Consider the following 19,680-nt stretch of genomic DNA (forward strand, 5'->3'; position numbering starts at 1 on the left):
CGCGGGTGCATTCGGTATAAGCGCAGCGCGGGCAGACGAAGCCGTCTGGCCACTTCATAGCGATGATCGCCTCGATGCAGTCGGCCTCACTTTGAAAACGGCTGCTGATAGATTGAAGCTCTGCATTCGTATAAAAACCCATGCCCGATCCCTCCAATTTAAATCCCTCTAACTCAACGAATATGAACATGTGTTCCCTTTGTTATCATTATACCAAACACCTGTTCGTGAATCAAGAAAAATATCCCAGATAAACCATCTTATCTTCGTAAAAACGGAACGATCAGCTCCACGGGCTATCTCATTTCTATCCCGCCTATGGAGTTCCCAGTTCTGAACCAAAGGGATAATCGTGTAAAGAGGCGTAGTTAGAAGATCCCCTTCGTCGATCTCCCCATTCTGAACCAAAGGGATAATCGTGCAAAAAAGGCGCGGTGAGAAGATCCTCTCCTAGATTCCTCGTTCTGAACGAAAGGGATAATCGTGTAAAAGGGCAAGCGGTTGTGAACATTGTTCGAAGACCTGTCACAATACTCCGGGAATTTCTGACAAACCTCCGGGTTTCTATCGACTCTTTTTTGGTAGTATGGTATTATGATAGTCTGATAACGTATTAGCGGACTAAAGCGAGGTTCTGAGCTAAGCTAATACTATTTGAGTTAATAGTATTTGAGCTAATAGCAATACTCAGGGGGAGAGACAGATGAAAGCTAACAAAAAAATGATCATGATGAGCCTAGTGATGGCTCTGGTGTTAACGGTGCTAGCCGGCTGTTCGGGGTCGGGAGCGGGGAAAGAGGATAATAAGCTGGTGATCGGGATCGACGATAAATTCGCACCGATGGGCTTCCGCGATGAAAATAACGAGATTGTTGGCTTCGATATTGATTACGCCAAAGCGGCGGCGGAGAAAATGGGAATGGAAGCCACGTTCCAGCCGATCGACTGGTCGGCTAAGGAATCTGAGCTGAACAGCGGACGGATCGATCTGATCTGGAACGGATATACGATTACGGAGGAGCGTAAGGGCAAGGTCCTGTTTACGAAGCCTTACTTGAAAAATAGCCAGGTGGTCGTAACGCTGGCCGATTCGGAAATCACCCAGCTCAGCGATCTAGCTGGCAAGACGGTGGGCTTGCAGGCGTTGTCTTCCGCAGCGGATGCGCTGGACGCGGCTCCGATCAAGAGCGAGATCAAAACCATCTCGGAATTCCCGGATAACGTACTTGCGCTTACGGATCTCAAAACGAAACGGCTTGATGCGGTCGTAATCGACGAAGTTGTGGCGAGATACTACATGGCGAAAGAAGAAGGTACGTTTAAGCTGCTGGATGAGTCGCTGGCGCCTGAAGAATACGGCATCGGCGTGAAGAAGGGGAACGAGGAGCTGCTGAACAAGCTGCAGAAGGCGCTCGACGAACTGAACCAGGACGGTACCGCGTCGGAAATTTCGAAGAAATGGTTTGGCGAAGACAAAGTGCTGAAGTAGAAACGAAACGCGTAAAAACCGGATTGCTTCGGAATCCGGTTTTTTGCTGGTTGTGTTAAAATCCAAGATGTTCCGAGGAGAGCGATCATGAGTCTGGAGTATTTGTTAAGTATCCTGGGGCCGATGCTGGAAGGGACGAAAACCACGATTTGGCTGTTTCTTCTGGCCATCGTGACATCGATTCCGCTGGGCTTCGCCTTTACCTTTATGGTTCGCAGCCGGATCAAGCCAGTCGCTTGGTTTGCCGGGGCTTATATTTATGTCATGCGCGGTACGCCGTTGCTGCTGCAAATGCTGTTCGTTTGCTTCGGGCTGCCGGTCATCCCGGTGATCGGCGAGTATCTCGTGATGGATCGGTTCGTCGCCGCTTGCGTTGCTTTTACGCTGAATTACGCGGCGTACTTCGCTGAGATCTTCCGCGGCGGACTGCTGGCGATCGACAAGGGTCAATATGAAGCCGCGAAGGTGCTGGGGCTCAGCCGCTGGCAGACGACAACGCGGATCGTGCTGCCACAGATGCTGCGCATCGCGCTGCCCGCTGTCTCCAATGAGTCGATTACGCTGGTCAAGGATACAGCGCTGCTTTATGCAGTGGCCGTTCCCGAGCTGCTGCATTTTGCGCAAACGGCGGTCAACCGGGATTTTACGATCGTACCGTTTGTGCTTGCGGGCGTGCTGTACCTGTTGATGACGTTGGTACTGACCGTGCTGTTTAAGGCGCTGGAACGGAAGTTCAAATTTGAGTAAAGGGCTGGAATCATGGATCAAGCAATCGTTCAAGTCGAGCATTTACGAAAATCGTTTGGCCAGCTGGAGGTGCTGAAAAACGTCTCCTTTAACGTCGCTACGAGCGAGGTGCTGGCGGTGATCGGGCCGTCCGGTTCGGGCAAGAGCACCATGCTGCGTGCCTTGGCCCATCTTGAGGAAATCGACGGGGGGACGATCCGGATTGGAGGCGAGTCGCTGGTGGACAATGGGCGGTATGCCGGCAGTGCCAAGCTCAAGGAAATTACCGCCCGTATGGGCATGGTGTTCCAGCATTTCAATCTGTTCCCGCACCTCACGGTGCGCGGGAACCTGGAGCTCGCACCCAAGCTGGTGAAAAGGCAGCCGGCTGCAGACATCCGCGCCAAGGCCACGGAGCTGCTGGAGAAGGTCGGGCTCTCCGATAAAGCGGAGGTTTATCCGGCCAACCTGTCCGGGGGGCAAAAGCAGCGGGTCGCCATTGCCCGGGCGCTGATGATGAATCCGGAGATTCTGCTGTTCGACGAGCCGACCTCTGCGCTGGATCCCGAGCTAACGGGCGAGGTGCTGCAGGTGATGAAGCAGCTCGCCGAAGAGCGGATGACGATGATCGTCGTCACGCATGAGATGGGCTTTGCGCGGGAGGTGGCCGACCGCGTGATGTTTATGGCGGACGGGGAGATGATCGAATCCGGCCGGCCGGAGCAGCTGTTTAGTGCGCCGCAGCATGAGCGGACGCGGTCTTTTTTGCAGCGGGTACTGTGACGTACAAATTCAAACGGCGGCAGCCTCAAACTTCGTAGTTGAAGTTCCGAGGCTGCCGCCGTTTTTTTGCCACCCTATTTTATTTCACCGAGTAAACCCCTTCTTTGTAAACCAACGTATAGATCATGCCAGAGTCGGTCAGAACGTACTGGTCCACTGCATCCTTGGACAAGCGGCGCTGTTTGCCGTCGACAGCAATATGGTATATGCTGGGCTCGTAGCCATGGGATACATAGTAGACGCCGGACTTGTTGACCTCGAAGGTCGTATCAGCAGTAGCTCCGGGCGCCAGGGCAGCCAGCTTCTTCTCCTGGCCGGTGGACCGCCAGCGTATCCGGGTGTCACCGATTCGCCGTTAACAAGCATGGTCGTGCTATTCACCTTGAACTTGACCGTTCGCTACCTATGGCCAGCATCATGTTTGGCATACCCATCCGCTGGATTTTGCCGTCGCCACACCGATGGGAATGATGAATGGGCTGGCCAATACCGGCACGCAACTGCTGGAGCCCATTTTGCATGTCCGTATCGTTGTTCCTGAAGAGAATGCCGGCCGGGTGATGAACGACCTCGTGCAGATGCGCGGCCGTTTCGAGCCGCCGCAGCGGCAAGGGGAACGCGTATTGATTGAGGGACATGTGCCGCTCTCGACTTCGCTCGATTACCCGATTGAACTTAGTTCGTATACCAAAAATGTTAGGGTCGCGCATAAAGGTATCCAAATACTGCCAGAATCCGCGGCGGGCTAACGCTTCGCCGATCAATATAAAGCATGGATACCTTCGATTTGAAAACTTCGCCGACTTCGAATTGTTCGACTTTCAGCCTGCGACGGATAATGGACAGATTGGTCCCTATTGATTCATTAAAGGCGTCATGCGGTCCGACGATCACGGTCTCCGCAAAAAAAGAATGCTGCCCTTTGCTCGCAGCATTCTGTGCGTGATCGTATTTACATGGATTCGCTCAATAATAGCCGGGATAATTCGGCATAACTGGCAACCGGGGTATGGGGGAGATGCGGATCGGATTCGGGCGGGATTCCGCGGTGATTGAACCAAATGGAGTGCCAGCCGGCGCCAGCCGCCCCTACGACATCGTTGCGCCAGGAATCTCCGATATACCAGCACTGATCCGGTGCTATGCCCAGTTTCCCTGCAATCAGGTTGAACAAGCGTGCATCCGGTTTCGTCAAGCCAACCGCACCCGAGATGAACACCAGCTCGGCGGGAATCAGCCGATCGACCCCCAGTGCCCGGATCTTTCGCCATTGGTGGTCCGGCGGTCCGTTCGTAATGATTCCGACGACGGCGCCCCGCGCCTGGAGTTCGCCGATCAGCTCCAGCGCTCCGGGAAACGGCCGAATGTCAAATTGACGGCCTAGGTAAGCGGCCTGTACCGCCGCGGCTTGTTCGGTTGTCAGAGAGAGCCCAAACTCCCCTAGAGAACGCACGAAACGTTCGGTGCGCATCGATTCCAGCACCTGCCCGTAGGTGGGCGTACCCCCGGCTTGGGCGGAAAGATAATCGCTGTAATAGCGCATCCGGTGATACGCCGATTCATAGGGGAAGTTCGGCCCGGTGTGCAGGATCTCTTCCAGTGCCTCGCGAAAAGGCTGCAGGTGGTCGTATAACGTATCATCCACGTCAAAAAAGACCGCGTGGTTTGGCGTAATTGTGTTCATTGTGATGATCCCCTTCTCTTTACCAGCCGCAGTAGAAAACCTTGGCTTTTTCCTATAAAATGCTTATGTATTGTACTGGCTACGGGAGCCGTCGCCTTCCCATTATACGTGACAATTTCGAAAAATCCATAGTTCACCCGGTCCTTTTCGGATATGATGGGATCGGATTGTATACTTTGGGTGGAAAGGTTTGGAGCGGACGTGAAAAAGCCGAAACGATGGTTTACCTTAAGAAATCAAATCTTCATCAGTTTTATGCTGCTGATGATTTTTGTCCTGGGAATCGCCAGCGTACTCACTTATTATCGGATGTCCGCACTGCTGGAAACCAATGCTGAGAAGCATATCAGTCAAACCGCGATGCAGGCCAACGGTCGATTGGATGCGCTGATTGCCCAGATCAATACGCTGACCACGCAGGTCGCCACCGATGATTACGTCCAGAAGCTGCTGCTCGCTGAGGTGCAAGGGAAGGAGACGCCCTTTAGCTCGCGCCAATCGCTGCTGCCGCTGTTTAGTGACTATCAGGCCTATGTGACCGGCATCAAGTCGCTTGAGTTATATACTAACGATTATCGCCGATTGTTCCCGCTGAACGAAACCGAGTTGATCGACACGATCGATTCGGAATGGATTAACGCCGCGAATTGGGGCAAAGGGGCGCTCGTCTGGATTGGTATCGATCCGCGCGATCCGTCTACCGTGCTGGCGCTGCGCCGGGTGAGCTTGCTGGACCGCTGGTTTTCGTCCGGGGGATATTTAATGGTGCGGCTCGATCGGACTTATTTTCAAATCCATGAGCAGATCGACGAAGAGGTTGGGGAGTATATCCTGCTGGTTGACGGGAATCAGCGTCCCGTGGCATCCAATTTCAGCTTTCCTGCGGAAGAATTAAATTTGAAGGAGCTGCTGAACAACGAAGGAAAAAATATCACCATCGGCGGGCAGAGGTTTATTGAGGTCAAACAAGCCTCCAAAGCTACGGGGTGGACGCTGGTCTTCTTCACGCCCATGAGCTACGTCACCAGCGGGATCTCCGCGCTGCGAACAGCTGTCCTCGCTTCGGGAGCCATAGGGGTGCTGCTGTTCCTGATCATGTCGCTGTCGCTGTCCACGATGATCACCCGGCCCATCTTCCGGTTGATCAAGGCGATGCGCGGGGCGAGATTCGGGGTGCTGCAGCGGAACCCGATGTTCTCGAGCACGATGGAAATCAACGAGCTGAACAATTCCTACAACCAAATGGTCGACAATATGAACGAATTGATCCGTGTCGTTTACGAGAAGGAGCTCCTGCAAAGCCGGACCGAATTAAAGGCGTTGCAAGCTCAAATCAACCCTCATTTTCTGTTTAATACGCTGGAGGCCTTCTATTGGTCGCTGGAGGACAAGGGGGAGGAGGAGCTGGCCAACCTGGTCGTCGGCATGTCCAACTTGTTCCGGTACATTATCAGCAGCCCCAACCAGGACGAGTGGGTGACGATCGAGGACGAGCTGGAGCATGTGGAACGATACCTGCAGCTGATGACTATCCGACTTGCGGAACGGTTAACCTGGTCCATTGATGCCGGCGAATTCCGCCATGTTAAAATTCCAAAGCTTCTGATTCAGCCGCTGGTGGAAAACGCAATTTTGCACGGGGTTGAAAAGCAACTCGGCCAGGGCAAAGTAAGCGTATGCGTCGAATCCTCAGACAAGGAAGGTTACGTGAAAATCACCGTGCGGGACAACGGTCCCGGCATGGATGAGGAAACGTTAAACGGCCTACTGCAGGCGATGGAAGGCGGACCTTCCATTTCCTCGAAGGGGACAGGCGTCGGGATTGTAAATGTACAACGGCGACTTCGCCTGTATTATGATGAGGAGCAAGGGAAGAAGCACGGTTTGCAAGTGACCAGCCGCCCGGGCGAAGGAACGTCCGTAAGCTTTGAAATACCTAGTGATTACGGGGGAACGGTATGAAGCAGACAAAAACCATACTTGTGGTGGAAGATGAACCGAGAACAAGACAGGGCTTTACGAAAACATTGGAAGCCTGGTCTGCCGGCCGGTACCGGATCGAGGCGGCGGACAGCGGGCAGGCGGCGCTGGCTTGGCTGGAGAATCATGTCGCTCATCTGCTGATCACGGACATCCGCATGCCCGGCATCAGCGGGCTGGAGCTGATCGAAATGCAGCAGCGCCATAAGCAGTTCAAGCCGGTGGCGATTATCATTTCGGGTTATGCGGAATTCGAATACGCGCAAAAAGCGATGCAGCTCGGCGTCGTCAATTACTTGCTGAAGCCGGTGGACAAGCACAAGCTGGTTCAGGCCGTAGAGCAGGCGTTGCGGGTGGAGGACGACCGGCATCGAATCGAAACGATGGAGAAGCTGGTTGACCCGCGGCTGCTGGAGACAAAGGATACGGATACGCAATATACGCCCCAGGTGCGGGAGGCACTGAATTACCTGGACGAGCATTTGCACGAGCCGATTACGATGCGCCAGGTGGCCGACCATCTGCATCTGAATCCGAGTTACTTCAGCGTGCTATTCAAAGAGCAGACCGACCTTACCTTCAGCGAATATATCACCCGGTTGCGGGTGCTCCGCGCCAAGGAGCTGCTGCTGCGGACGACGTTGTCCGTTGGGGAGATCGCTGAGCGTGTAGGTTATCAAAGCGACAAATATTTTATCAAAGTGTTCAAAAACTACGAAGGGATGAGTCCCAGCAAATACCGCAGCCGGACGAAAGAGACGGAAGATGACGCCTAAGCCTTAGCCGTTCAATCACGGATATTTGCGGCGAACGGTTTGTTGCCCTCTGCTTGCTATGGAAGCGGAATCATCAACGTGATAAACTTGGGTTGAAGCGGTTACACGAATAGCCGGGATAACTAGGGGGCTAAAGCATGTCCAACCAGAAAACAGCATCTACCCTGTGGATTGCGCTTCTCCTGCTGCTGGGACTTTCCGGCTGCGTCGGCGACAAGGCGGCGGGGGGCGGCGGGGCGGATGACCAAGAAGCATCGGCGGCCAGCGAGAAGGTAACGATTCAATTTATGCATTTGTGGCCGGCAGGTGCCTCTCCGCAGCAAAATAGACTGGTGAACGAGATCATCGACCAATATCAATCCGAGCATCCGAATATCACAATTCAGCAAGAAGTGATGGAAAATGAGCAATACAAAAATAAATTAAAAATTTTGTCCGCGGCGAACGAGCTTCCTGACGTTGGCGTCACCTGGGCTGCCGGCTTCATGGACCCCTACGTGAAGGGTGACCTGTTCGCCCCGCTTGACGATTTGCTGGAACGCGGCTTGAAGGACCAGTTCGTCCCGGGGGCGACCGATGCTTATGCGGTGCAGGGCAAAACGTACGGCTTGCCGATCGAACTGAACATCTCGCCGATTTATTATAATAAGGCGATTTTTGACAAATACGATTTGGAAGTGCCGCAAACCTATGATCAGTTCCTGGACGTGATCCGCACGCTGAACAGCAAGGGGGTAACCCCGATTGCGCTGGGGAACCGGGACCGGTGGACGGGCTCGATCTGGTATATGTACCTGGCCGACCGGATCGGCGGACCGGAAACGATGAAGCAGGCGATCGACCGCTCCCGCAGCTTCGAGGACCCGGCGCTGATTCAGGCGGCGGCGGAAATCCAGAAGCTGGTGGATATGAACGCTTTTAATAAAGGCTTTAACGGCTTGTCCAATGAGGAAGGCAAAATGGTATTCATGAAAGAACAAGCTGCCATGTTCCTGGCTGGGACCTGGGAGGTGCCTAACTTTACGAGTAACCCGGACGTGCCTCAGCAATTTAAAGACAATGTCGGGTTCTTCAAATTCCCAACCTTTACCGGCGGTAAAGGGGACATTAACAGCTGGGTAGGCGGACCGGGGGTCGGCTTGTTCGTTGCGGAGAACTCCAAAGTCAAAGACGAAGCGAAGAAGTTTGTGGAATATTTCATCAGCAAGTGGGGGGCCGAATCGGTCAGTACGGCCGGGGTGATTCCGGCAACCAAGGTGGATACGGCGGCTTCGGATTTGCCTCAGCTCTACATCGATTTGCTGGATGAGCTGAACAATGCCAGCAACCTGACCTTATTTGCCGACGTGCAAATGAAATGGAATGCGGCCCAGACGCACTTAAATATGATTCAAGCCTTGTTCGGTAAGGCGGTGACGCCGGAGCAATTCGTGAAGGAGCATGAAGCCGCGCTGCAGCAAGACGAATAAAGCATCCGAGCATAAAGCAAGAACCTTCCGCCCTAATGGCGCAAGGTTCTTTATTTTTGGGGACTATCCGACGTATTTGGATAAGGAAATCAGGGCAGTCATCGTAATGATGTTCAGCAGCGTGGAGATCAGCACGGTTTGCGAGGCAAAATCCGGTTCGTTGTCGTACTCCTCCGCAAGGATGGTGCTGTTGACGCCGGTGGGCATGCCGGAAGCGATCAGCAGCGCTTGGGCTGGAATTCCTTTGAGGCCCAGCGCCCATACCAAAATGAACCCGATCACCGGGCCAATCAGCAGACGCAGCGCGACGCTGACGTAGACGTCAATCCGATCGAGCCGCAGCGGATATTTTACAATTTGTGCGCCAAGCGTTAGTAAGGCGATCGCCACCATCGAGTCGGCGATGTACCCAAGCGGCTTGGACACAAAGTAAGGGATTGGCCATTGAAGCAAATGCAGCGCCATCCCAAGCACCAAGGCGTAAGGGACGGGCATCTTAAGAAACCCGATCAACGCGGCCTTCAGCGTGCCGCCGGACTTGGCCCGTTGCACGGACATCACGCCATAGGTGAACGTGACCAGGCTCTGGAACGTCATCACCAGCGCTTGAACGGAAGCAGCCAATGGATCGCCTTTAAAGGCCAACTGATTAATCGGCAGCCCGTAATTGCCGGAGTTGTCGAGGATCAGACTGTTAGTGAAGGCGGCCCGCATGCCGGGTCCAAACTTCAGAGGCCAGCTGACAAGCCGGCTGACCCCATAGAGCAGCAGGACGTACAAAATATAAAACCCCGTAACGCTTCCCAGAAGATCCGCGGACATCTCCGATTCGTACATGCTGACGAAGACGACGGCAGGCGTCACGAAGTAGAAGTTGATTTTGGCCAGCGTATACAAATCAAGCTTAAAGGCTCGCTGCATCAAGGCGCCTAATCCGATGAGGATAAAAATGGGCAAAACGACATCCAATACAATATCGCCGATCATCTCTTGCTGTTCACTTCTTTCTTATGCGCTAATATGGAATTAGACGCTTATATGGAATCGAATACCGTTTAATGGCAGTCGCTAGTTATTATATCACGCCTGCCGCTGCGTAGAAGATGCAAATTGATCTACTGCTGCTGAATTGCGTGAGAACGTGAAAAGGAGTAAACGCCTATGATGACCCTCTCCAGACAGTCCCATCCCGTCCTTCGCGACGTGGAACGATTGGTTCAGTTGGAGACGGAGCTGACGAAGTTTAATAACGAACGCTCGCTGATCGAGCAGTCGCGCGGCGGGGACGGTTCTGCGTTGGACGAGGGAATGGTGAAGCGGAAGATCCGGTACTACTACCGGGACGATTTTCAAAATTTCGTCGCTTATCTTGGCGGGGAGCCTGCAGGAATGGGTTCTTTATTTATGCGCGGCGATACCGGGTATTTGGCCAACGATTTTACGTTCCCAGCGTACCGGAAGCGCGGCATCCAAACGGCGCTGATCCGGCACCGGCTGCAAACGGCAAGGGAGCTCGGACTGAAGCGGGTTTACACCGATGTGGAGTTTGCATCGGCCAGCCATGCGAACATGCTGAAATGCGGTTTTGAGCTGGTGTATGTCAATACGTTTTGGATGAAAATGGCGCTGCCGCGATAAGCGGTTAGCGCTTGTTTATGGTTTGGCTGTTCGCTTGCGAAGCCGCTGCGGGATCCGCCGGATCAAGAGCTGGCCGAGCACCTCGGACAAGACGAGCCCCATCGCGATCGAACCGGATAGGAGGAAGGCTTTAGCGGCAAGCTCCACAGCCAAATTGTATTCGTTCTCCACGAACCGCCGCATCGCGTCATACGCCAGTCCGCCCGGAACCAACGGGATAATCCCGGCCACGCTGAATATAATGACAGGCTTCTTGTAAACGCGGGCAAACAGCTGGCTAAGGACGCCAACCAAGAACGTAGCCGCAACGGTCGAAAATACACTCTCCATCCTTGGCTCCAGCAGGATGTAGACGAGCCAGCCAAGCATGCCGGACAGGCCGCATTGGAGCAGGGTTCGTTTAGGAGCGTTAAAGAGGATGCCAAAAGCCCCTGAAGCAATAAAACTAATAAGCAGATGAACGAGTATATACATCGGACGGTAGGTCCCCTTTACATACGAATTAAATCAAAGTAAATACGACGGCGATTCCGGCTCCGATGGCAAAGGCGGTGAGAAAGGCCTCCGCTCCGCGGGACAACCCGGATACGAGATGTCCGGCCATCAGGTCCCGGACCGCATTGGTAATGAGCAGTCCCGGCACGAGCGGCATCACCGAACCGATAATGATCTTATCCAAGTCCCGGCCTAGCGATAATTGCACAAAACCCGTGGCCAACAGGCCGATGATCAGTGCAGCGGTAAACTCGGCGAAAAATTTTACCTTCACCAGCCGATGGAACAGCAGATACGCGGCAAACCCCACACCGCCGCACAATATGCCCGGCAGGAAATCTTCCGCCTGGCCGCGGAACATTAAGGTGAAGCAGCCGCTGGACAAGGCTGCAGCCGCCATTTGCAGCGGCATCGGATAGGCGTGCTTCTCCGACTCGATCTCGCGCAGCAAGGCATGCGCTTCTGCTACCGTGATATCCCCGTTGTGCAGCTTCCGGGAGATGTCGTTCACCGCGGACACCTTCTGCAGATCGGTTGTCCGCTCCACGATGCGGATCAGCTTGGCGGATTCCGCTTCTCCGGATTGAAAGACGATCCCCGTCGGCGTCACATAACTATGCGAGCCCGAGAGTCCCAGCGCATTGGCCATCCGGGTCATCGTATCCTCCACGCGGTATGTTTCTGCTCCGCTTTGAAGCATGATTTTTCCCGCCAATAGACACACCTGTACAGGCTCCTGTCCTTGTACCGCAGCCATGTCGTTCATCACCGTCACCCTTTCAACAATCTGACGCCATTATATCATGACCAGGAGAGCAGAAAAACGGATTCGACAGAACCTGTCTAAATGTGTCGAATATAATCGAAAATTAGTAAAAATATCTTATTTTTGTCGCATTTATATGTTATGCTAGCACTACTTACATAATGCTTTATCCATCTGAGAGGAACATTTGATGCTGCAAAGCTTAATTAACAATTTAACAATGCTGACGACGGGAATCCTTTTTGGACATATATTGAAGAGCACCTTGCCGGATCGCCTGCAAAAGGCGTTAGGGACCCGGTTCCTGCTGGGCATTGCACTTGGACTACTGGGTGTGCTGCTGATGTACTACCACTTTCCGCTCTCCAGGCATGTAGTGGTCGATTTCAGCCAGCTGCCCATCCTGATCTCCGTCTATCTGGGAGGCGGCATTTCGGGAGAGATTACGACTCTGTTGATCGTGATTTATCGGCTGTTTCTGCATGAGTTCGGAACGCATTCCATGATCGCCGCACTGACTTCGCCGGTGACGTTTTTCATTGGGTTCCTCTACCTGCGCAGGGAGATGACAACGATGCCGCGCATCATTCTCGTGCTTATGTTAAGTGCGGTGAGTATGGTGGTCATCTCTTGGATTCTGTACGGCGGCCATTCCTATCAGGAGCTCGGGCTTTATTTGCCGTTGTTCCTCATTGCCGGTTTAATCGAGTTTTCCATCCTTCGTTATCTCCGCAACAAGGACGACTCCATTCGCTTGATGAGGGAAGCGGCGAACCGTGATTTTTTGACGAGCTTGTACAATTCCCGGGCCTTTGCAAAGAAAATGGAGCAAAAGATCGCCGTTGCCCAACGCGACAACATTCCGTTCACCCTGCTGATCATCGACATCGACCATTTTAAGCAAGTCAATGATCAGTATGGTCACCTGGCAGGTGATGCTGTGCTGCTGCAAATCGCTGATGTGATGCGGGAGACGTTCTCGCCGCGGGATCATATTGCCCGCAAGGGCGGCGAGGAATTTGTGATTTTGGTCGATCGTTGCGATGCCGAGCAAATTAAAGTGATCGCCGAACGGTTGCGCCGCAATGTGGAGAACCATCGTTTTATTTTACCGGATGGAGGGGAATTAAAGCTAACGATCTCGGGAGGGAGTGCGACCTACCCGAATGTTGATGAGGTGGAGTTGTTCGTCAAGGCGGATCAGGCACTTTATCAAGCGAAGGAGGATGGACGAAACCGGGTGTACGTGACCTAGATCTCGCGCTAAGAATTACCTGTTCAAGACGGATTCCAATGACTATTGAAGCGATTTTAGGAGGCATATCATCGTGAGTCGACAGATTTCATTATCCATTCGTCAAAATCGGGAGCGGCAGGGTCGATGGGACTGTCCTTCTGGATCGCGTCCGCATCGGGCACATCGGGAAGCGGATCATCCTCGCTGACGAACGCATCGTTAGGTTCACTGATGCCTTGGACAATTCGCGTATCATGCGGGAGCAGGTCATCGCCGGGAATATCATTCTCCGGGCGATACTCCTTGAGCAGCTTGTACCGCTCATATTCGAAGTCCGCGGAGTTTTTGTTGATATTGGGGTCCACGTCAGATCAGCGCCTTTCTTTTTTAAATTGCGATTCCCCCAAAAGTTTACCCCAAAATAAAGAGTATTACTTTGAGGAAGATTTTACCGAAAGAACCGATCGGCGGCTTCCTTGACGGTCCTCAGGAGGAATCTGCGTTCCAGATGCCTACCGGACTGGAGGCGGACGCTTCCGGAAATATTCTATGTCGGGCCATCATGCCATAGGCATCACCGTAAAACGAAACCCAATCGCAAGGTTCAGGAAATTCCCGGGCCTTGCGATTTTTTCCTGACCGAAGGATTCATGCGCTTGACATAGACTGGTTGACTTCCGACCAAGCTGCGGCTACAATGGCCTGTGAATCCGGTTTCGAGCTCTGCTTGGATCCGGGCAGAGGAGATGAGAACGTTGATCACGATCTATGATATTGCACAAAAGACCGGCTTTTCGCCTACGACCGTATCCAAGGTGTTTAATGGATATTCCGATGTCAGTGAGAAGACGCGCCGCAAAATTTTAGATGCTGCGGACGAGCTTGGCTACTTGCCCAATGCTCACGCCCGTTCGCTGACCACCAAACGCTCTTGGACGATTGGCGTGCTGTTTATTGAGCCTTCCGGTGCGGGTATCCTGCATCCGTTTTTTGGCGGTGTGATCGAAGGCTTCAAGCGGGTGGCTACTTCCAAGGGATACGATCTGATGTTTCTTTCTAAGGATATCGGCGGCAAGAAAAGCAGCTATCTGGAACACTGTAAAATCCGCGGCATTGACGGCGTGGTTGTGGTGCTGCCGGATGCCACCGATCCGTATTTTCAGGAGCTGTTGGAGTCCGACATTCCTTGCGTGCTGTTGGATCAGGAATCTTCCGACAAGAGTACGGTGTATTCGGACAATATGGAAGGCGCCCGGCAGGCCGTGGCTTATTTGCATTCCTTGGGCCACCGGAAAATCGCGCATATCGGCGGTGGTCCAACCTTCGCTGGCGAGCAGCGGTTAAACGGGTTTCGGCAAGCGATGCAAGAGCTTGGGCTGACGATCCATCCCCAGCATATCGTACAAGGAAGCTACGATTATACCGTAGAGAGCGGCAGCAAAGCGATGGAGGAGCTGTTGCAGGCGGACGAACGGCCTACCGCCGTGTTTGCAGCCGGCGACAATTTGGCGGTTGGGGCCATGATGGCGATGAAGCGGCATGGCTTGCGCGTGCCTGAAGACATTTCGCTGGTAGGCTTCGACGACATCGAAATGGCGAAATATTTAACACCTGCGTTAACGACGGTACGACAAAACACAGATGTACTTGGCAGCAGGGCAGCCGACATGTTAATCTATTCGATAGAAGGCGGGGAAGACGTGCAACAAGGCGTAATCCCGGTGGAGCTGATTATTCGCGATTCTTGCCGATCGCTGTAGACAGCTTGGCCTCTATTTTTTTACAAGAGATCGAAACCGGTTTCGTCCCGCGTATTTCTTCAATTTGTTGAAGATTGGGTGCGTTTTGCCGGCGCTGCTCTTGTATGTTTTGTAATCGATTACAGAAACACCAATTTCGGAAACCAAGGAGAGGATAAACGATGGCAAAATGGATGAAGGTGCTCACTTCGCGTGATTCGGCGGACCGTCTGCAGCCGCAAGGGGAAGTGGCGGTTCAATCTAGCGCAGCAGCTGGCGCGGGACAGAAGCTGAAGGTCCTGCCGGAGCAGACTTACCAAACGGTGATGGGGTTTGGCGGTGCGTTCACCGAAGCGGCCGCTTATACGTTGTCCCGGATCAGCCCGCAGAAGCGGGAAGAAGTGATTCGCCGGTATTTCGATCCGGAGGAGGGGCTGGGGTATACGCTGGGTCGCGTGCACATCCACAGCTGCGACTTCGCGCTGGAGAACTACACGTATATCGAGGACGGCGACGTGGAGCTGAAAACGTTCGATATTTCCCGCGATCACAAATGGGTGATCCCGCTCGTTCACGATGCGGCACAAACAGCCGGGAAGAACATTACCATGCTGGCCTCTCCTTGGAGCCCTCCGGCTTGGATGAAAACGAATGGCGATATGAACCACGGCGGCCAGCTGAAGCCGGAATATCGCGAGGTGTGGGCGCTGTATTATACGAAGTTCATCAAAGCTTACCGTGAAGCAGGCATCCCGATCTGGGGGATCACGGTACAGAATGAACCGGCGGCGGTGCAAACCTGGGATTCCTGTATTTACAGCGGCGAGGAAGAACGCGATTTCGTACGCGATTACCTGGGGCCGGTGATGCATCGGGAAGGCCTGGCGGACGTCCAAATTCTCATTTGGGACCACAACCGGGATATTATCGTCGAGCGGGCCTCCGCCGTGCTGAGCGATCCCGAAGCGGCTAAATACGTGTGGGGTACTGGCTTCCACTGGTACGTCAGCGAAGCGTTCGAGAACGTCGGCAAAGTGCATGAGCTGTTCCCTGACAAGCATCTCTTGTTCACGGAAGGCTGCCAGGAAGGCGGCGTGAAGCTTGGCAAATGGTTCACCGGCGAGCGTTATGGCCGGAACATCATCGGCGACTTGAACAATTGGAACGAAGGGTTCCTGGATTGGAACCTGGTGCTGGACGAAACGGGCGGTCCGAACCATGTGGGCAACCTGTGTGATGCGCCGATCATCGCGGATACCACAACCGATACGCTCCACTACAACAGCTCGTACTTCTACATCGGACATTTCAGCAAATACATCAAACCGGGGGCGGTACGCATCGGTTTAGAAGCCCACGCTCCGGCGCTGCTGGCTACCTCATTCCGCAATCCGGACGGCAGCATTGCGGTTGTCGTGCAGAACGAAAGCGATGAGGCACAGCCGTTTGCCCTGGAACTGGGCGGCGAGGCTGCAGGTGAGACGCTGCCGGCCCATTCGATTGCGACGTATATCATCCAAGGCTAGTTACATCTTTTTATTTAACGGAGGGATAGACCTTATGCCGAATTATACTTTTGAGGAAAATGCGTTCGTGATCGAACAGTTTGACCGGGCGAAGCCGTTCTCGAGCTTCCTCCCCGGCCTTGCCGGCTTGAAGGGGATTCCGATGTGGACGTTTTACGTCAACCGGGGGCAGGCGGTCTGCAGCTTTGGGATCCGGGACAAAAACAGCCCGATCATGGAATTCTCCCCGGCTAGCATTACGTATCAATCGGTTGCGATGAAAGGCTTCCGGACGTTTATCAAAATCGCAGGGAAAGCGGGGATCTACGAGCCCTTCCAAAGCGCTTTCCCCGATGCGTCGGCCGTTCGCCGCATGCACATTTTGACCAATGAGCTGACGATTGAAGAAACCCATGAAGCGCAGGGGTTGCGGGTGAAGGTGAGTTATTTTCAACTCCCCAACGACGATTATGCGGCACTGGTGCGTCAAGTGGAGGTTACGAATATTTCCGGAGCGCCGGTGCAGCTGGAGATGCTGGACGGGATGCCGGAGATTCTTCCGTACGGGGTAGAGAACGCCGGCTACAAGGAAATCGGGAATCTGCTGCGCAGCTGGATGGAGGTCGACAATCTGGAGAACGGAATTCCGTTCTACCGGGTCCGCTCCAGTACCCATGATGAGGCCGAAGTCAGCGAGGTGCAAAGCGGTCATTTCTACCTCACCTTTAGAGAGGACGGGAAGCTGCTGAAGACGATTGCCGACTTTGCGGTCATTTTCGGCGATAATACGTCGCTGGCTTATCCCGACCGCTTTGCCGAGCAGCCGCTGGCGGCCTTAACGGCGGCACCGCAGTATTGCACCAACAAGGTGCCTTGCGGATTTTCGGCATTAGCTGCCGAGCTGGCCCGCGGCGAAAGCCGCCGCATTTATACCTTAATCGGGCATATCGAAAGCGTTGAACGGTTAAATCGCAAAGCGGCCGAGATTGCCAGCCCTGCTTATGTTGCCCGCAAGCATGCGGAGGCTAGCCAGTTGACCGAGGAGCTAACCGCAGACATCGCCACGAAAACAGCCCTGCCGCTGTTTGATGCCTACTGCCGGCAGAGCTATCTGGACAATTTTCTGCGCGGCGGGTATCCGTTTATTTTCGAAAACGGCCGGGAAGGATTCGTTGTTCACTTGTATTCCCGGAAGCACGGGGATCTGGAGCGGGATTACAACTTCTTCTCGATCGCCCCGGAATTTTATTCGCAGGGCAACGGCAATTTCCGAGATGCTAACCAAAACCGGCGCAATGATGTATATTTTAACCCGCGGGTCGGAACGTTTAATATTCGCACGTTCTTCAGCCTCATTCAGGCTGATGGCTATAATCCGCTGGGCGTGGAAGGCACCACGTTCCGGGTTCCGGCCGAACGGGCGGCGGAGCTGTCCGCTTTTCTGGAGCAGGCGGCGGCCGATCATCGGGAGGAGTTGGCCGCTCTGTGCTTGGGTTCGTTTACTCCGGGGAAACTGATCTCGCTCGTTAACCACCGCGGCGTACGGTTGCTCGCGGAGGAGAACGAGCTGTTGACCGGTGTGCTGTCGCTCGCCGAACAGCAAATCGAAGCCTCCTTTGGGGAAGGTTACTGGACGGATCATTGGACTTACAATATGGACTTGATCGACAGTTATCTTGATATTTTCCCGGATCGCAAGGTGCAGCTGCTGTTCGGAGAACGGGAGTACACGTACTTCGACAGTCCGGCCCGCGTGCTGCCGCGCAGCGAGAAGTACGTGATCAGCGGCGGAAAGGTTCGCCAATACGGCGCATTGGTTCACGATGAGGAGAAAATGGCCAAATTCGGTCTGACGTTAAAGAGCACCAACTGGTTAAAAACAGAACATGGCCGGGGAGAAATTTACCGGACGACCTTGTTCGTCAAACTGCTGTCGCTGGGCCTGGTCAAGTTCGCCACCCTGGATCCGTTTGGCATGGGCGTGGAGATGGAAGCGAACAAGCCGGGATGGAACGATGCGATGAACGGCTTGCCTGGACTGTTTGGCTCGGGCATGAGCGAAACCTTTGAGTTAAAAAGGCTGCTGAAATTCGTTCAGGAAGTTTGTGATGATCCTGAAGCTGCTGGCAACAACCAAGTCGTGCAAGTGCCTGAGGAAATCGCCGCGCTGCTCAGCGAAGTCGAGAAGCTGCTGGAAGCCCGCTTAGCGGGGAGCCTGGCGCCGTTTGATTATTGGGATCAGGTGACGACGGCGCGCGAGAAATACCGGGAAGCCATTCGTTTCGGGATCAGCGGGACGGAAACCTCGCTGGAGCTTCGTGCGATCGGCCAGCTGGCGGCCCGTATGCTCGAGCAAATCGAGCGCGGGATTCAAGAGGCTATCCGACTGGGCGACGGCGTGACACCGACGTATTTCGCCTACGAGGCGGCGGAATTTGAGCCGGTGACCGATGCCCAAGGAAAGCCGATCATCAGCGGATATGGACTGCAGAAGGCGGTCGTGAAGAAATTTACCGTTCGTCCGCTGCCGCATTTCCTGGAAGGTCCTGCTCGTTGGTTGAAGACGGTCGAGGACCGTAACGAAGCTAAGCGGACTTATGAGCAAATTCGCCGCAGCGACCTGTTCGACGACCAGCTTCAAATGTACAAAACCTCGGTCAGCCTGGATGCGGAGACCCATGAAATCGGTCGGATTCGCGCCTTTACGCCAGGCTGGCTGGAACGGGAATCGGTATTCCTGCATATGAGCTACAAGTACCTGCTGGCGCTGCTTAAGAGCGGCTTGACCGAGGAGTTCTTCACCGAGCTTCGCACTTCGTTGATTCCGTTCCTCGATCCGGCTGTGTATGGCCGCAGCACGCTGGAGAACTCGTCCTTTATCGCAACGAGCGTGAATCCGGATCCGGATACCCACGGCCGCGGTTATGTCGCCCGGCTTAGCGGATCAACCGCCGAGTTCCTTAGCATGTGGATGTCGATGATGGCCGGAAAACGGATCTTCCGCCTGCATGAAGGCAAGCTCCGGCTTGCGCTTAACCCGCACTTGCCCGGATGGCTCTTTGATGAGCAAGGCGAGGTGTCGTTCCGCTTCCTGGGCACAACGGAGGTCGTCTACCGGAACCCGCAGAAGAAGGATACCTATGGCCCGGATGCTGCAGCGATTCGCCGGTTGGTGGTTCAGAAGCACGATGGAACGGAGCTTGCGGTTGAAGGCGCCGTGATCGACGGTGAGTTAGCGGAGGAGGTCCGCAGCGGCAAGGTGCGGCGGATTGAAGCGGAGTTGGCTTAACAGAACGGATAACAGCGTCATGAATAAATACTCCGGATAGGTAATGGACAGCAATGCCTGCTACCTTCCGGAGTTTTTTTAATAGAAAATGAAAACTATTCATA

General features: G+C 54.0%; 19 protein-coding genes. 12 read left to right on the top strand and 7 right to left on the bottom strand.

What is annotated here, in order from left to right; translation table 11 throughout:
• Window positions 1–142 (bottom strand): transposase (locus M3G15_RS19380; RefSeq protein WP_260071819.1); only part of this gene is annotated, 142 nt, incomplete at its 3' end.
• A 561-nt stretch (window positions 143–703) separates the two neighbouring features.
• On the opposite strand from M3G15_RS19380, the gene M3G15_RS19385 reads away from it, so the two are divergent.
• From M3G15_RS19385 to M3G15_RS19400, 4 genes are all read left to right on the top strand, one after another.
• The gene (locus tag M3G15_RS19385; protein ID WP_009226231.1) at window positions 704–1,489 is read left to right on the top strand and encodes an amino acid ABC transporter substrate-binding protein; all 786 of its coding nucleotides are present in this window, start codon (window positions 704–706) and stop codon (window positions 1,487–1,489) included.
• A gap of 87 nt (window positions 1,490–1,576) precedes the next feature.
• Window positions 1,577–2,236, top strand: a complete 660-nt coding sequence (locus M3G15_RS19390) for an amino acid ABC transporter permease (protein WP_009226232.1) — start codon at window positions 1,577–1,579, stop codon at window positions 2,234–2,236.
• Window positions 2,237–2,248: 12 nt separating this feature from the next.
• Window positions 2,249–2,998 carry an amino acid ABC transporter ATP-binding protein gene (locus M3G15_RS19395; RefSeq protein WP_311202306.1) on the top strand — a complete coding sequence of 250 codons (750 nt, stop codon included), beginning with the start codon at window positions 2,249–2,251 and terminating at the stop codon, window positions 2,996–2,998.
• Window positions 2,999–3,459: 461 nt separating this feature from the next.
• On the top strand, window positions 3,460–3,747 hold the full coding sequence (locus M3G15_RS19400; RefSeq protein ID WP_260071809.1) for a hypothetical protein: 288 nt from the start codon (window positions 3,460–3,462) through the stop codon (window positions 3,745–3,747).
• On the opposite strand, the gene M3G15_RS19405 is transcribed toward M3G15_RS19400, so the two are convergent.
• Together M3G15_RS19405 and M3G15_RS19410 are read right to left on the bottom strand one after the other, a co-directional pair.
• Window positions 3,695–3,892, bottom strand: coding sequence for a spore germination protein (locus M3G15_RS19405; RefSeq protein ID WP_260071810.1), 198 nt, complete (start codon window positions 3,890–3,892; stop codon window positions 3,695–3,697). The two genes, M3G15_RS19400 and M3G15_RS19405, sit on opposite strands and share 53 nt — an antisense overlap.
• Before the next feature lie 58 nt (window positions 3,893–3,950).
• Complete coding sequence (locus tag M3G15_RS19410) at window positions 3,951–4,682, bottom strand: HAD family hydrolase (RefSeq protein WP_009226235.1); 732 nt, start codon at window positions 4,680–4,682, stop codon at window positions 3,951–3,953.
• A gap of 201 nt (window positions 4,683–4,883) precedes the next feature.
• Between M3G15_RS19410 and M3G15_RS19415 the strand changes: the two genes are divergently transcribed.
• From M3G15_RS19415 to M3G15_RS19425, 3 genes are all read left to right on the top strand, one after another.
• Window positions 4,884–6,644 (top strand): sensor histidine kinase, encoded by a 1,761-nt coding sequence (locus M3G15_RS19415; protein WP_260071811.1) that lies wholly within the window; start codon window positions 4,884–4,886, stop codon window positions 6,642–6,644.
• A complete protein-coding gene (locus tag M3G15_RS19420) occupies window positions 6,641–7,438 on the top strand; it encodes a response regulator transcription factor (protein WP_009226237.1) in 798 nt (265 codons plus the stop codon). Before M3G15_RS19415 ends, M3G15_RS19420 begins: the two co-directional genes overlap by 4 nt.
• A gap of 137 nt (window positions 7,439–7,575) precedes the next feature.
• A complete protein-coding gene (locus M3G15_RS19425) occupies window positions 7,576–8,907 on the top strand; it encodes an extracellular solute-binding protein (RefSeq protein WP_009226238.1) in 1,332 nt (443 codons plus the stop codon).
• 63 nt (window positions 8,908–8,970) lie between these two features.
• Here M3G15_RS19425 and M3G15_RS19430 read toward each other — a convergent pair whose 3' ends face one another.
• Window positions 8,971–9,894 carry an AEC family transporter gene (locus tag M3G15_RS19430; protein ID WP_009226239.1) on the bottom strand — a complete coding sequence of 308 codons (924 nt, stop codon included), beginning with the start codon at window positions 9,892–9,894 and terminating at the stop codon, window positions 8,971–8,973.
• Between the two features lie 174 nt (window positions 9,895–10,068).
• On the opposite strand from M3G15_RS19430, the gene M3G15_RS19435 reads away from it, so the two are divergent.
• Window positions 10,069–10,545, top strand: a complete 477-nt coding sequence (locus tag M3G15_RS19435) for a GNAT family N-acetyltransferase (protein WP_260071812.1) — start codon at window positions 10,069–10,071, stop codon at window positions 10,543–10,545.
• Between the two features lie 15 nt (window positions 10,546–10,560).
• Here the strand turns inward: M3G15_RS19435 and M3G15_RS19440 are convergent, their stop codons facing one another.
• Window positions 10,561–11,019, bottom strand: coding sequence for a threonine/serine exporter family protein (locus M3G15_RS19440; RefSeq protein ID WP_009226241.1), 459 nt, complete (start codon window positions 11,017–11,019; stop codon window positions 10,561–10,563).
• Window positions 11,020–11,047: 28 nt separating this feature from the next.
• Window positions 11,048–11,806, bottom strand: a complete 759-nt coding sequence (locus M3G15_RS19445) for a threonine/serine exporter family protein (RefSeq protein WP_260071813.1) — start codon at window positions 11,804–11,806, stop codon at window positions 11,048–11,050.
• A 190-nt stretch (window positions 11,807–11,996) separates the two neighbouring features.
• On the opposite strand from M3G15_RS19445, the gene M3G15_RS19450 reads away from it, so the two are divergent.
• The gene (locus M3G15_RS19450; RefSeq protein ID WP_260071814.1) at window positions 11,997–13,061 is read left to right on the top strand and encodes a GGDEF domain-containing protein; all 1,065 of its coding nucleotides are present in this window, start codon (window positions 11,997–11,999) and stop codon (window positions 13,059–13,061) included.
• A gap of 68 nt (window positions 13,062–13,129) precedes the next feature.
• On the opposite strand, the gene M3G15_RS19455 is transcribed toward M3G15_RS19450, so the two are convergent.
• Window positions 13,130–13,408, bottom strand: a complete 279-nt coding sequence (locus M3G15_RS19455) for a hypothetical protein (RefSeq protein WP_260071815.1) — start codon at window positions 13,406–13,408, stop codon at window positions 13,130–13,132.
• A 390-nt stretch (window positions 13,409–13,798) separates the two neighbouring features.
• Between M3G15_RS19455 and M3G15_RS19460 the strand changes: the two genes are divergently transcribed.
• The 3 genes from M3G15_RS19460 (at window position 13,799) to M3G15_RS19470 (ending at window position 19,576) form a co-directional block, all read left to right on the top strand.
• The gene (locus M3G15_RS19460) at window positions 13,799–14,803 is read left to right on the top strand and encodes a LacI family DNA-binding transcriptional regulator (RefSeq protein WP_260071816.1); all 1,005 of its coding nucleotides are present in this window, start codon (window positions 13,799–13,801) and stop codon (window positions 14,801–14,803) included.
• A 161-nt stretch (window positions 14,804–14,964) separates the two neighbouring features.
• A complete protein-coding gene (locus M3G15_RS19465) occupies window positions 14,965–16,308 on the top strand; it encodes a glycoside hydrolase family 30 protein (protein WP_260071817.1) in 1,344 nt (447 codons plus the stop codon).
• A 34-nt stretch (window positions 16,309–16,342) separates the two neighbouring features.
• On the top strand, window positions 16,343–19,576 hold the full coding sequence (locus tag M3G15_RS19470; protein WP_260071818.1) for a cellobiose phosphorylase: 3,234 nt from the start codon (window positions 16,343–16,345) through the stop codon (window positions 19,574–19,576).
• Window positions 19,577–19,680 lie beyond the last annotated feature (104 nt).

The sequence above is a fragment of the Paenibacillus sp. p3-SID1389 genome (genome assembly GCF_025151705.1).
Taxonomy (GTDB): Bacteria; Bacillota; Bacilli; order Paenibacillales; family Paenibacillaceae; genus Fontibacillus; species Fontibacillus phoenicis.